The organism is Pseudomonas sp. GW821-FHT02H09 (genome assembly GCF_059421425.1).
In genome coordinates, this window is sequence record NZ_JBWKVA010000008.1 from 244,801 (window position 1) to 257,456 (window position 12,656).

Genomic DNA, 12,656 nt, shown 5'->3' on the forward strand with positions numbered 1-12,656 from the left:
GTTTATCAAAGTTTGGTCAAGGACAGGCCAGCCCAGGTCGCGAGCAGCCCGCCGAATACGCTGATGGCCGCATAGCCCAAGGCCAGCGGTACCTGTCCGCTTTCCAGCAGACGCACCGTATCCAGTGAAAAGGATGAAAAAGTCGTCAGGCCGCCAAGAAAACCCACCATCAATCCGGCCCGCACCTCAATCGGCACCTCCGGACGCAGCATGAACAGGCCATACAAAAAGCCGATCAACAGGCAGCCCACGATATTAACGGCCAGCGTCGCGGTATAGAAGTGCCGAGGCCAATTAGCGTTGATCCAGTTGCCGGCAGCAAAGCGCAACAGCGTCCCGGCGATGCCCCCCACGGAGACCGCGACAATCAATGGAATCAAGGCTTTCTCCGCTGTTTTGGGCTGAGCCTGTCCAGTTCTGCGAGGTGATTGAGCTTTTCGCCGATTTTCAGTTCAAGGCCACGGGGCACTGGCTGATAGAAGTGCTGTGGTTCGAGATCGTCCGGAAAGTAGTCCTCGCCGGCAGCATAAGCATCGGGTTCATCGTGGGCGTAACGGTATTCGTCGCCATAACCCAGCTGTTTCATCAGCTTGGTCGGCGCATTGCGCAAATGCAGCGGTACTTCCAGGGAACCATGTTCGGCGGCACTGCGCATGGCGGCCTTGAAGCCCATATACACCGCATTGCTTTTCGGTGCGCAGGCCAGATAGGTGATGGCCTGAGCCACCGCCAACTCGCCCTCGGGACTGCCCAGACGCTCCTGAACATCCCAGGCCGCAAGGCACAGGCTCAGGGCCCGTGGATCGGCATTACCGATGTCTTCACTGGCCATGCGCACCACACGCCGCGCCAGATACAGCGGATCACAACCACCGTCGAGCATGCGTGCGAACCAATACAGCGCGCCGTCCGGATTGGAACCGCGCACCGATTTGTGCAGCGCAGATATCTGATCGTAAAAGGCTTCGCCACCCTTGTCGAAACGCCGACGGGTATCGCCCAGCAGGCTTTGCAGCAGTTCGACACCGATTTCAGTACCGTCCTCGGCCAGATCGGAAGCGTTCTCCAACAGGTTGAGCAAACGCCGGCCGTCGCCATCGGCTGCCGCCAGCAGCATCTTGAAACCTTCATCACCGAGGCTCAGTTGCCGCTTGCCGAGGCCGCGCTCTTCGGTCAGCGCGCGTTGCACCAGTTTGTGCAGTGCCACCTCATCAAGGCTTTTGAGGACGTAGACGCGAGCACGGGACAACAGTGCGTTGTTCAACTCGAAGGATGGGTTTTCTGTCGTTGCGCCGATAAAGATCAACGTGCCGTCTTCGACATAGGGTAGAAACGCGTCCTGCTGCGACTTGTTGAAACGGTGCACTTCGTCGACGAACAGAATGGTTCGCTTGCCGTATTGCCCAGCCTGTTGCTTGGCAACTTCTACCGCCTGACGAATCTCTTTGACCCCGGCCAGCACAGCCGAGACCGTTTCGAAATGCGCATCCGAGACTTTCGCCAGCAAGCGCGCCAACGTGGTTTTACCCACCCCTGGCGGCCCCCAGAAAATCATTGAATGCAAGGCTCCCTGCTCCAGGGCTTCGCGCAAAGGCTTGCCGCGAGCGAGCAGGTGCTCCTGACCGACGTACTCGTCCAGGTTGGTCGAGCGCAAGCGCGCGGCCAGGGGTTGAGCAATCGGATCACTTCGAAACAGGTCCATGGCAGCGTTTGAAACCTCTTGGCTCTTTATTCCTGGATCACATCGGCACCCTTGGGGATGTCGAACTTGAACCTGGAAGCCGGGATTGGCTCGTTGGCCTTGACGCCAGTGAACAGGATATTGGTACGCTGGCCGACGCTGTCGATCAACTGCATGTCATTGACCATACCGTTGCGAAACGACAGACGCAGGCTGTCGAACAGGGTGTCTTTGGTCTTGGGCTTCAGGGTGAAGTCGATCACACCGCCAGCCTCCTTGGCACTGATGTCGAAACTCTCGCTGATCTTGGACACGTCACCGGACAGCAGCAAGGCCGGGGTCTGGGTCAGGCGTTGATCAAGCTTCTTGATGGTGACCTGCTCCAGGTCCGGATCCCACAGCGAAACCTTCTTGCCATCGGAGACCATCAACTGCTCTTGTGGCGCATCGGTGTGCCAGAAGAACAGGCCCGGGCGCTGCAGCGACATTTCACCGGCCGTTTCCTGCAACTGAGTGCCGCTGCCGTCGAGGGTCAACTGTGAGAAACGCGCCGTCAGAGTCTGCGACTTTTCGAGCAGTTGGGTCAGACGCGCCACAGCTTTGTCATCGGCATGGGCCGAGAGCGTGGTTAAAGCCAGTACCGGCAGCAACAGCATGCGGATAAGACGCATGGGAGTCCTCTTTGATATTCGTTTGAATGGTATGCCGCGTGATCTCACGCGGCACCGGTCAGTCGCGCATTGGGCCTGGGGCGAGTACTTCACGCGAACCGTTGGTATTCATGGACGTCACGACCCCGGCCATCTCCATGGCTTCGATCATGCGCGCAGCGCGGTTGTAGCCGATCTTGAGTTTGCGTTGAACCGCCGAGATAGAGGCGCGGCGGCTTTCCAGCACAAACTGCACTGCTTCGTCGTAAAGCGCATCGGTTTCGCTGTCATCGTCGCCACCGCCGCTGCCGCCGTCAAAGCCGCTACCGGCCTCTTCGACACCAGCGAGGATGTCGTCGTTGTACTCCGGCGCACCGCGCAGTTTCCAGGCTTCAACCACCCGGTGAACTTCATCATCGGAAACGAACGCGCCGTGCACCCGAATCGGCAGGCTGGTGCCCGGCGGCATGTAGAGCATGTCACCGTGACCCAGCAATTGCTCGGCGCCACCCTGATCGATGATGGTTCGCGAGTCGATCTTGCTCGATACCTGGAACGCCATACGGGTCGGAATGTTGGCCTTGATCAGACCGGTGATCACGTCCACCGATGGACGCTGGGTCGCCAGAATCAAGTGAATACCGGCAGCACGGGCTTTCTGGGCGATCCGCGCGATCAGCTCTTCAACCTTCTTGCCGACGATCATCATCATGTCGGCGAATTCGTCGACCACCACCACGATGGTCGGCAACTTGGTCAGCAGCGGCGCTTCGTCGTGAATGCTTTCGCGGTTGTACAGTGGATCCGTCAGCGGTGTACCCGCCTCCTGCGCCTCTCTCACCTTCTGGTTGAAGCCGGACAGGTTACGCACGCCCATCTTCGCCATCAGCTTATAGCGACGCTCCATCTCGGCCACGCTCCAACGCAGTGCGTTGGCGGCGTCCTTCATGTCGGTAACCACCGGGCACAGCAAGTGCGGAATGCCTTCGTAGATCGACAATTCAAGCATTTTCGGGTCGATCATGATCAGTTTGGCGTCTTCCGGGCCCGACTTGAACAGAATCGACAGAATCATCGCGTTCACGCCCACCGACTTACCGGAACCGGTGGTACCGGCCACCAGCAAGTGAGGCATTTTTGCCAGGTCAGTGATAACCGGCTTGCCACCGATGTCATGGCCCAGGGCCAAGGTGACCGGGGATTTGGCGTCATCGTATTCCGGGGTCGACAACACTTCGGAGAAGCGCACGATCTGCCGGTCTTCGTTAGGAATCTCGATGCCGACTGTGGTCTTGCCGGGAATCACTTCCACGACCCGCACACTGGTCACTGCCAGCGAACGCGCCAGGTCTTTGGCCAGGTTGGAAATACGGCTGACCTTTACCCCGGCCGCCGGTTGAATCTCGTAACGGGTAATCACCGGGCCTGGGTGAATCGAATCCACCGAGACCTCGACACCGAATTCCTTGAGTTTGATTTCCAGCAGATGGCCAACGGCGGCCAGCGACTCAGGCGAATAGTTGAGCTGTTTCTTTTCTGCCGGATCGAGAATCGAGATCGGCGGCAAGGTGCCTTCCACCGCACTGTCGACGAACAGCGGCGCCTGTTTCTCTTTCTCAACGCGCTTGCTCGGTTCCGGCGCCTTGGGCGGTGCCGGGGCAATGACCGGCGGAACCTGTTTCTCGCGATCGGACATGTGCTTGCTCAGGGCTTGCTCACGCTCGATCAAGCGTTCTTTGACTTTGGCCTGTTCACGTTTGTCGGTCACCGTCGGGGCCACCACTTCGTTGACCCGGGTATCGACTTCACGCAATTGCGCAACCAGCTGCTTGCGTTCATTGCGCGCCGCCCACCAGCGATTGGCCGCCCCCTGGAACAGCTCGAACAGATCGAGGGTGATCTTGCCGGTCACGTCCATGACCTTGAACCACGAGAGGTCGGTGAACACCGTCAGGCCGAACAGAAACAACGCAATGAACATCAGGGTACTGCCCTGGATGTTGAGCGCGTTCTTCGCCAGGTCACCGAGGCTTTCGCCCAATGCACCGCCAGCGCCCGCCGGCAAGCCGGTCGGCGCATGGAAGTGGATGTGTGCCAGGGCCGCGCCCGACAGCACCAGAAACACCAGGCCGATCAGGCGCCAGGAAAACAACCAGCCGCTCCACAGCCAAGGCTCGTGGCGCTGACGGAAAATCTGATAAGCCTTGATCGCCAATAGCAACGGAAAGATATAAGCGAAATAGCCCAGCACCATGAACAGAATATCGGCGCTGTAGGAGCCCGCAGGCCCGCCGAAGTTCTGCACATTTTCAATTTTGCTGTTGTGACTCCAGCCCGGATCATCCTTGCCATATGTCAACAATGCCATCATCAGGAACAGGCATAAGGCTCCAATGGCAATCAGCGCACCTTCCTTTAACCGGTAGTGCAGTTGCTGACGCCAGAGCGGAACTACTGTTTTAGGTGTAGCGGTGGATTTCTTCAAAACGCGTCTTTTCCTGCGCCTGTAGCGCGACCAACTGTTGATTGACTATAAAAACTGCTCAATCCGAGCAGGTAACAAAGTTAACGAGCGTAACTGGAGCTACTTTTAACACTCTGGCCTTCGATTCTGAAACTGTAGAAGTTGCCGAAGGCTGCGATCTTTATAGTGCTTGCTCCTGCCAGCACAGGTTGGTGATCAGTGAACATTCTGTTACAGACCCGCATTGTACGGGTTTGTCCGCCCGATGCCACGCCAGAGCGGCTTCGGTGTAGCATAGCCAACAGCACTTTACGCGCGGTTCAATTTGAGCATGCATTCTCTTTTGTGACAAAGGCTTATGAGGTGTTTTTATGAGCGAAGCGAAGCATTCACGCCTGATTATCCTGGGCTCGGGCCCGGCAGGTTACAGCGCCGCCGTATATGCCGCTCGCGCCAACCTCAAGCCGATGGTTATTACCGGCCTGCAGGCCGGCGGTCAACTGACCACCACCATCGAAGTCGACAACTGGCCCGGCGACGTGGAAGGCCTGACCGGACCCGTGCTGATGGAGCGCATGCACAAACATGCCGAGCGCTTCGACACCGAGATCGTCTACGACCACATCCATACTGCAGAGTTGCAGCAGCGTCCGTTTATCCTCACCGGCGATAGCGGCACTTATACCTGCGACGCGCTGATCATTGCTACCGGCGCCTCTGCGCAATACCTGGGCCTGCCATCCGAAGAAACCTTTGCCGGTAAAGGTGTCTCTGCCTGCGCAACCTGCGACGGTTTCTTCTACCGCAATCAGGTGGTCGCGGTGGTCGGTGGCGGCAACACCGCCGTGGAAGAAGCACTTTATCTGTCCAACATTGCCAAGGAAGTCCACCTGATTCACCGTCGCGACAAACTGCGCTCGGAGAAAATCCTTCAGGACAAACTCTTCGAAAAGGCCGCCAACGGTAATATCCATCTGCACTGGAACCAGAACCTCGACGAGGTGCTGGGCGATGCCAGCGGCGTAACCGGCGCCCGTCTGCGGGACAGCAATACGGGTGAGACCAGGGATCTGGCGTTGACCGGCGTATTCATCGCTATCGGCCACAAGCCCAATACCGACCTGTTCCAGGGCCAACTGGAAATGCGCAACGGCTACCTGCTGATCAAGGGCGGCAGCGAAGGCGATGCCACCGCAACCGGCATTGAAGGCGTGTTCGCGGCCGGCGACGTCGCCGATCATGTCTACCGCCAGGCCGTCACCTCAGCCGGCGCCGGCTGTATGGCGGCACTGGACGCCGAGAAGTACCTCGACGACAACTGATCATCCAGCGCCTCACGGCGGGCCATACGACCCGCCATCGCCCTCCCCTTCTGCAAGTCGGAATGCCATGCTGACCTGGTTACAACGCAACACCCTGACCTTTCCGCCGCTGGAAAAAGCCATGCGCGACCCCAACGGTTTGCTCGCAGCCGGTGGCGATCTGTCCGCCGATCGCTTGATCCAGGCCTACCGCCATGGCTGCTTCCCTTGGTTCTCGGAAGGCCAGCCGATTCTCTGGTGGTCGCCCGATCCGCGTACAGTGCTGTTTCCAGAGGAGCTGCACGTCTCGCGCAGCCTGAACAAGCTGCTGCGTCAGCAGCGCTATGAGGTGACCTTCGATCGCGATTTCAGCTCGGTGATCCGGGCATGCGCCGCACCTCGCGACTACGCCGACGGAACCTGGATCACCGACGCCATGCAGGCTGCCTACTTGCATTTGCATCAGCGAGGTTATGCACACTCGGTCGAAGTCTGGGATCAAGGCGTTCTGGTCGGAGGGCTCTACGGACTGGCGATGGGGCAACTGTTTTTCGGCGAATCCATGTTTAGCCGCGCCGACAACGCCTCGAAATTCGGCTTCGCTACACTGGTCAAACACCTCCAGCAATGGGGTTTCGTGCTGATTGACTGCCAGATGCCAACCGATCATCTGCACAGCCTGGGCGCTCGCGCCATACCTCGCAGCAGTTTTTCCGGCTATTTGCAGCAGCATCTCGACCAACCCAATACTGCCACCTGGGTTTGCTAGGCGACTTCTCCCAGGCTGGCTTACACTTAATTCAAAAGCTTATACCGAGGGTTGATCATGACCGAGTTGGCGCGCCTGAAGTTTTATGCCACTCAGCCCCACTCTTGCAGCTATCTGCCCGAAGAGCAGGCCACCACGCTGTTCCTCGACCCTAGTCAGCCAATGGATGTGCACGTCTACGCAGATCTGTCCGAAATGGGTTTTCGTCGCAGTGGCGACCACCTTTACCGGCCGCATTGCCAAAATTGCAATGCCTGTGTTCCGGCACGAATTCCCGTGACGCAGTTTCTGCCTAATCGTCAGCAGAAACGCATCTTCAAGCGCAATGCCGATCTTCAGGTCCGGCCTGCGAAACCCGACTTCAGCGAAGAGTATTTCAATCTTTACCAGCGCTATATCGAGCAGCGTCACGCTGATGGCGATATGTATCCGCCGAGTCGCGATCAGTTTTCAACCTTTCTGGTCCGTGACCTGCCGTTCTCCAGATTCTATGAATTCCGTCTTGAGGGACGCCTGCTGGCGGTAGCCGTCACGGATCTGCTGCCCAACGGCTTATCGGCGGTCTACACCTTCTATGAGCCCGAGGAAGAACGCCGCAGCCTGGGCCGCTATGCGATTCTCTGGCAGATTGGCGAGGCCCGGCGCCTGGGGCTGGACGCCGTCTACCTCGGGTACTGGATCAAGAACTGCAAAAAGATGAACTACAAGACCCAATATCGCCCCATCGAGCTGCTCATTAACCAGAGATGGGTCACCCTGAACTAGAAGCCCTTGGCTTAAACCCCACTTTTCGGGCACAATGCACGCCGCTTTTGCCTGGCGCAGTTGCACCGGGCCATTCATTGGACACCGAGGGCTTTACTGCATGTCGAAAGAAGACAGCTTCGAAATGGAAGGCACTGTCGTCGACACCCTGCCCAACACCATGTTTCGTGTGGAGTTGGAAAATGGGCACGTCGTAACCGCGCATATTTCCGGCAAGATGCGCAAGAACTACATCCGTATTCTTACCGGTGACAAAGTGCGCGTCGAGCTGACGCCCTATGACTTGAGCAAAGGGCGCATCACTTACCGCGCTCGTTAAGCAAGTCAATACAAAACGCCCGGCTTATGCCGGGCGTTTTTGTTTGTGGATCGTTCCCACGCTCTGCGTGGGAATGCAGCCCGGGACGCTCTGCGTCCCAAAAGCCGAACTCGGAGCGTCCGTTGAGGCATTCCCACGCGGAGCGTGGGAACGATCCCCCAGACAGCAAAAAGGCGCCTTTCGGCGCCTTTCGCTTTACAGCAACAACTGTCAGGCCATTTCTGCAGTGGTCTCGAACTCGAAGGTCAACTCGCCGTCCTTGAGGTCGATGTGCACCACGCCACCATGCTCGGCCAGTTCGCCAAAGAGAATTTCCTCAGCGAGCGGACGCTTGATCTTGTCCTGAATCAAGCGAGCCATTGGTCGCGCGCCCATCAGCACATCGTAACCACCCGCCGCCAGCCAACCGCGTGCAGCATCGGTCACTTCGAGCAGTACACGCTTGTCTTCCAGTTGCGCCTGAAGCTCGGTAAGGAACTTGTCCACCACGCTTTTGATGACCTCATGACTGAGGCGACCAAACTGGATAATGGTGTCCAGACGGTTACGGAATTCCGGTGTAAAGCTCTTCTTGATCGCTTCCATGGCATCGGAAGAGTGATCTTGATAAGTGAAGCCGATTGACGCACGCGCTGCGGTTTCGGCACCGGCGTTGGTCGTCATGATGACGATCACGTTACGGAAATCTGCCTTGCGCCCGTTGTTATCCGTCAGCGTACCGTGATCCATGACCTGCAACAGCAGGTTGAAGACTTCCGGATGCGCCTTCTCGATCTCATCGAGCAACAGCACGCAGTGAGGCTGCTTGGTGATCGCTTCGGTCAGCAAACCGCCCTGATCGAAGCCCACGTAGCCTGGAGGTGCACCGATCAAGCGGGAAACGGTGTGGCGCTCCATGTACTCGGACATATCGAAGCGAACCAGTTCAATCCCCAACGCCTTGGCCAACTGCCGCGCGGCCTCGGTTTTACCGACACCCGTAGGACCTGCGAACAGGAACGAACCCACAGGTTTGTCGGGCGACTTCAAGCCGGCACGGGACAGCTTGATCGCAGTCGACAAGGAGTCGATCGCCGCATCCTGCCCGAATACTGTCAGTTTCAAGTCACGCTCAAGGTTACGCAGCAGCTCTTTGTCCGAACTGGTGACGTGCTTGGGCGGAATCCGCGCGATCTTCGCCACGATGTCCTCGACCTGAGCCACCTCGATGCGTTTCACACGCTTCTCGATCGGCTGCAGGCGCTGGTAGGCACCCGCCTCGTCGATAACGTCGATAGCCTTGTCCGGCATGTGTCGGTCATTGATATAACGCGATGCCAGCTCAGCTGCGGCACGCAACGCCTCATCACTGTATTCGATACCGTGATGCAGCTCGAAGCGCCCCTTGAGCCCCCTGAGAATGCCAATGGTGTCTTCTACCGAAGGTTCAGACACATCGACCTTCTGGAAGCGACGAGCCAGGGCACGATCCTTCTCGAAGATGCCACGGAATTCCTGGAAGGTGGTCGAGCCGATGCACCGGATATCACCCGAAGACAGCAACGGCTTGAGCAGGTTCGAGGCATCCATGACACCACCGGACGCTGCACCGGCGCCAATGATGGTGTGGATTTCGTCGATAAACAGAATCGCCTGCGGACGTTTCTTCAGCTCGTTGAGCAACGCCTTGAAGCGCTTCTCGAAATCGCCGCGGTATTTGGTCCCGGCCAGCAGCGCTCCCAGATCGAGGGAATAGACGACACTGTGAGCCAACAGATCAGGCACCTGATTGTCGACAATGCGCTTGGCCAGACCTTCGGCGATCGCGGTTTTACCCACGCCCGCCTCACCCACCAACAGCGGATTGTTTTTACGCCGACGCGCCAGAATCTGCGCAACGCGCTCGACCTCCAGCTCCCGGCCTACCAACGGGTCTATTCGACCCTGGCGCGCGAGCTCGTTGAGGTTGCTGGCATAAGCATCCAGAGGATTGCCTGAAGAAGAAGACTCACCGCCCTCGTCGTCCTGCATATCTTGCTCACCTTCAGAGTGTTCGCCATGCCCTGGCACTTTCGAGATGCCATGAGCTATGTAGTTGACGACATCGATGCGCGCAACGCTCTGCTGCTTCAGCAGAAACACCGCCTGACTCTCTTGCTCACTGAAGATTGCGACCAGCACGTTGGCACCAGTCACCTCGCGTTTACCCGAGCTCTGTACGTGAAAGACAGCACGTTGCAGTACACGCTGGAAGCCCAGGGTTGGCTGGGTTTCGCGATCCTCGTCATGAAGAGGGATCAATGGCGTGGTGGAGTCGATAAACTCCTGCAGGTCATGCTTGAGTTTGTCGAGGTTTGCGCCGCAGGCACGTAGAACGGTAGCGGCTGCCTCATTATCCAAAAGAGCCAACAAAAGGTGCTCGACCGTCATGAACTCATGACGTTTTGAGCGGGCCTCCTTGAAGGCGAGATTGAGGGTGACTTCGAGCTCGCGGTTTAACATAGCTTCACCTCATACCCAAGTGGTCGGCGTTAACCGTCCTTCTCGATTTCACAGAGTAGCGGATGCTGGCTTTCCCTGGCGTACTGGTTGACCTGCATGGCCTTGGTCTCGGCGATGTCGCGGGTAAACACTCCACATACTGCCCGTCCTTCTGTATGAACGGCCAGCATTACCTTGGTCGCCAACTCTCGATTCAGGTTAAAAAACACCTCGAGCACTTCGACGACGAAATCCATCGGTGTGTAGTCATCGTTAAACAAAACCACCTTGTACATCGGCGGCGCCTGCAACGCGGGCTTAGCCTCCTGTACAGCCAAGCCAGCGGAATCGTCGTCGTGTAAATCCGGGCGATCCTGATTGAATGTTAGTCGAATCTGGCTGATTGCATGCATGGAAAGAAAGGTTCGTTAGTTGAACAAATACTGTGGTGGGGGCGCCCAGGCAGGATTTCAACTCTGACCGCCCGGTCACCTTGACTATCGGCAAAACGGTGTTACAACCAATAGGGCCCACAGTGGGTAATAAACGTCCGCACAGTCAACCCGATTTCCGGGTTTGAGTGCTGATGAACTGGATGATACTCCAGTGATGGAGTCTGTTGCAGAGGGATATGAGCATGGCAAGCGGCAAGGTCAAGTGGTTCAACAATGCCAAAGGGTATGGATTCATCAACGAGGACGGCAAGGACGAAGATCTGTTTGCCCATTACTCGGCCATTAAAATGGATGGCTACAAAACCCTGAAAGCAGGACAAGCCGTTTGTTTCGATATCATCCAGGGGCCAAAAGGCTTGCATGCGATTGAAATCAGGTCAGCCACTGCACAGGCAGCCCAGACGAACCCTCCAACCCACCACGAAACCATATCAAGCTGACCACACCAAACATCCAGTCATAAAAAAACCGGCCGACTCATTCACTTGAGTCGGCCGGTTCTGCTTGGCGCGGATCAGCTTACATGTGAGAGATCAGAGCATCGCCGAACGCAGAAGACGACAGCAGCTTGGCGCCGTCCATCAGACGTTCGAAGTCATAGGTCACTGTCTTGGCCGAGATTGCGCCGTTGGTGCCTTTGATGATCAGGTCAGCCGCTTCGGTCCAGCCCATGTGGCGTAGCATCATTTCAGCAGACAGGATCAGCGAACCCGGGTTCACCTGGTCTTTGCCCGCGTACTTTGGAGCCGTACCGTGGGTGGCTTCGAACATCGCGACGGTGTCGGACAGGTTGGCGCCTGGTGCGATACCGATACCACCCACTTCGGCCGCCAGGGCGTCGGACAGGTAGTCACCGTTCAGGTTCAGGGTCGCGATCACATCGTATTCAGCCGGGCGCAGCAGAATTTGCTGCAGCATGGCATCGGCGATGGCATCTTTGACGATGACATTCTTGCCGGTTCTAGGGTTCTTGAACTGCATCCAGGGACCGCCATCGAGCAAGGTAGCGCCGAATTCTTCAGCAGCCACTTCGTAGGCCCACTCTTTGAAGGCACCTTCGGTGAACTTCATGATGTTGCCTTTGTGCACGATAGTCAGCGAGTCGCGGTCATTGTCGACTACATACTGCAGGGCCTTGCGCGCCAGACGCTTGGTGCCTTCCAGGGAAACCGGCTTGACGCCGATACCGCAGTTCTGGTCGAAACGGATTTTAGTGACACCCATTTCGTCTTTCAGGAATTTGATGACCTTGATCGCTTCTGGCGAGCCGGCCTTCCACTCGATACCGGCATAAATGTCTTCCGAGTTTTCACGGAAGATCGTCATGTCGACGTCGCCAGGCTTCTTGACCGGGCTAGGCACGCCTTCGAACCAACGCACTGGACGCAGGCAAACATAAAGGTCCAGCTGCTGACGCAGGGCGACGTTCAGGGAACGGATGCCGCCACCGACCGGAGTGGTCAGCGGGCCTTTGATGGAAACGACGTAGTCTTTGACAGCATCCAGAGTTTCCTGAGGCAACCAGGTGTCCTGGTCGTAGACCTGGGTAGCCTTCTCGCCGGCGTAGACTTCCATCCAGGAGATTTTACGATCGCCACCGTAAGCTTTCTTAACAGCAGCATCGACAACCTTGATCATGACCGGGCTGATGTCGACGCCAATACCATCACCTTCGATGAAAGGGATGATCGGGTTATTAGGAACATTGAGAGAATGGTCTGCATTGACGGTGATTTTGTCGCCGACTGCTGGAACCTGAATCTTCTTGTATCCCATGCTGAACTCCGTTACG

Annotated in this window: 12 protein-coding genes; 5 read left to right on the forward strand and 7 right to left on the reverse strand. The window is 57.3% G+C overall.

Features of this window, described 5'->3' with window-relative positions:
- Positions 1–5: 5 nt before the first annotated feature.
- Genes crcB through ftsK form a run of 4 tightly spaced genes read right to left on the reverse strand, consistent with a single transcriptional unit; the run spans position 6 to position 4,816 of the window.
- Positions 6–380: a fluoride efflux transporter CrcB gene (gene crcB / locus AC07VR_RS13585; protein WP_494993325.1), complete on the reverse strand. Its 375-nt coding sequence runs from the start codon at positions 378–380 to the stop codon at positions 6–8.
- Complete coding sequence (locus tag AC07VR_RS13590; RefSeq protein WP_495011514.1) at positions 377–1,702, reverse strand: replication-associated recombination protein A; 1,326 nt, start codon at positions 1,700–1,702, stop codon at positions 377–379. Before AC07VR_RS13590 ends, crcB begins: the two co-directional genes overlap by 4 nt.
- Before the next feature lie 26 nt (positions 1,703–1,728).
- Positions 1,729–2,352 (reverse strand): outer membrane lipoprotein periplasmic chaperone LolA, encoded by a 624-nt coding sequence (gene lolA, locus AC07VR_RS13595; protein WP_495011515.1) that lies wholly within the window; start codon positions 2,350–2,352, stop codon positions 1,729–1,731.
- Positions 2,353–2,410: 58 nt separating this feature from the next.
- Positions 2,411–4,816, reverse strand: coding sequence for a DNA translocase FtsK (ftsK, locus tag AC07VR_RS13600; protein ID WP_494993328.1), 2,406 nt, complete (start codon positions 4,814–4,816; stop codon positions 2,411–2,413).
- Between the two features lie 350 nt (positions 4,817–5,166).
- Here ftsK and trxB point away from each other — a divergent pair, with 350 nt between their 5' ends.
- From trxB to infA, 4 genes are all read left to right on the forward strand, one after another.
- Positions 5,167–6,117 (forward strand): thioredoxin-disulfide reductase, encoded by a 951-nt coding sequence (gene trxB, locus AC07VR_RS13605; RefSeq protein ID WP_494993329.1) that lies wholly within the window; start codon positions 5,167–5,169, stop codon positions 6,115–6,117.
- Positions 6,118–6,184: 67 nt separating this feature from the next.
- Positions 6,185–6,865, forward strand: a complete 681-nt coding sequence (aat, locus tag AC07VR_RS13610) for a leucyl/phenylalanyl-tRNA--protein transferase (RefSeq protein ID WP_494993330.1) — start codon at positions 6,185–6,187, stop codon at positions 6,863–6,865.
- 57 nt (positions 6,866–6,922) lie between these two features.
- On the forward strand, positions 6,923–7,630 hold the full coding sequence (locus AC07VR_RS13615; RefSeq protein ID WP_494993331.1) for an arginyltransferase: 708 nt from the start codon (positions 6,923–6,925) through the stop codon (positions 7,628–7,630).
- Positions 7,631–7,730: 100 nt separating this feature from the next.
- Positions 7,731–7,949 carry a translation initiation factor IF-1 gene (gene infA, locus AC07VR_RS13620; protein WP_002553999.1) on the forward strand — a complete coding sequence of 73 codons (219 nt, stop codon included), beginning with the start codon at positions 7,731–7,733 and terminating at the stop codon, positions 7,947–7,949.
- Between the two features lie 210 nt (positions 7,950–8,159).
- Here the strand turns inward: infA and clpA are convergent, their stop codons facing one another.
- Positions 8,160–10,430 carry an ATP-dependent Clp protease ATP-binding subunit ClpA gene (clpA, locus tag AC07VR_RS13625; RefSeq protein ID WP_494993332.1) on the reverse strand — a complete coding sequence of 757 codons (2,271 nt, stop codon included), beginning with the start codon at positions 10,428–10,430 and terminating at the stop codon, positions 8,160–8,162.
- A 29-nt stretch (positions 10,431–10,459) separates the two neighbouring features.
- Positions 10,460–10,822, reverse strand: a complete 363-nt coding sequence (gene clpS / locus AC07VR_RS13630; RefSeq protein ID WP_150806949.1) for an ATP-dependent Clp protease adapter ClpS — start codon at positions 10,820–10,822, stop codon at positions 10,460–10,462.
- Positions 10,823–11,046: 224 nt separating this feature from the next.
- On the opposite strand from clpS, the gene cspD reads away from it, so the two are divergent.
- Positions 11,047–11,304: a cold shock domain-containing protein CspD gene (gene cspD, locus AC07VR_RS13635; RefSeq protein WP_494993333.1), complete on the forward strand. Its 258-nt coding sequence runs from the start codon at positions 11,047–11,049 to the stop codon at positions 11,302–11,304.
- Positions 11,305–11,383: 79 nt separating this feature from the next.
- Here the strand turns inward: cspD and icd are convergent, their stop codons facing one another.
- On the reverse strand, positions 11,384–12,640 hold the full coding sequence (gene icd / locus AC07VR_RS13640) for an NADP-dependent isocitrate dehydrogenase (RefSeq protein WP_494993334.1): 1,257 nt from the start codon (positions 12,638–12,640) through the stop codon (positions 11,384–11,386).
- Positions 12,641–12,656: the final 16 nt, after the last annotated feature.

What these genes read in the sequence shown, in the direction of transcription:
- AC07VR_RS13590 (WP_495011514.1), bottom strand. Translation starts at nt 1,702, where the DNA reads ATGGACCTGTTTCGAAGTGATCCGATTGCTCAACCCCTGGCCGCGCGC.
- lolA (WP_495011515.1), bottom strand. Translation starts at nt 2,352, where the DNA reads ATGCGTCTTATCCGCATGCTGTTGCTGCCGGTACTGGCTTTAACCACG.
- trxB (WP_494993329.1), top strand. Translation starts at nt 5,167, where the DNA reads ATGAGCGAAGCGAAGCATTCACGCCTGATTATCCTGGGCTCGGGCCCG.
- aat (WP_494993330.1), top strand. Translation starts at nt 6,185, where the DNA reads ATGCTGACCTGGTTACAACGCAACACCCTGACCTTTCCGCCGCTGGAA.
- AC07VR_RS13615 (WP_494993331.1), top strand. Translation starts at nt 6,923, where the DNA reads ATGACCGAGTTGGCGCGCCTGAAGTTTTATGCCACTCAGCCCCACTCT.
- infA (WP_002553999.1), top strand. Translation starts at nt 7,731, where the DNA reads ATGTCGAAAGAAGACAGCTTCGAAATGGAAGGCACTGTCGTCGACACC.
- clpA (WP_494993332.1), bottom strand. Translation starts at nt 10,430, where the DNA reads ATGTTAAACCGCGAGCTCGAAGTCACCCTCAATCTCGCCTTCAAGGAG.
- clpS (WP_150806949.1), bottom strand. Translation starts at nt 10,822, where the DNA reads ATGCATGCAATCAGCCAGATTCGACTAACATTCAATCAGGATCGCCCG.
- cspD (WP_494993333.1), top strand. Translation starts at nt 11,047, where the DNA reads ATGGCAAGCGGCAAGGTCAAGTGGTTCAACAATGCCAAAGGGTATGGA.
- icd (WP_494993334.1), bottom strand. Translation starts at nt 12,640, where the DNA reads ATGGGATACAAGAAGATTCAGGTTCCAGCAGTCGGCGACAAAATCACC.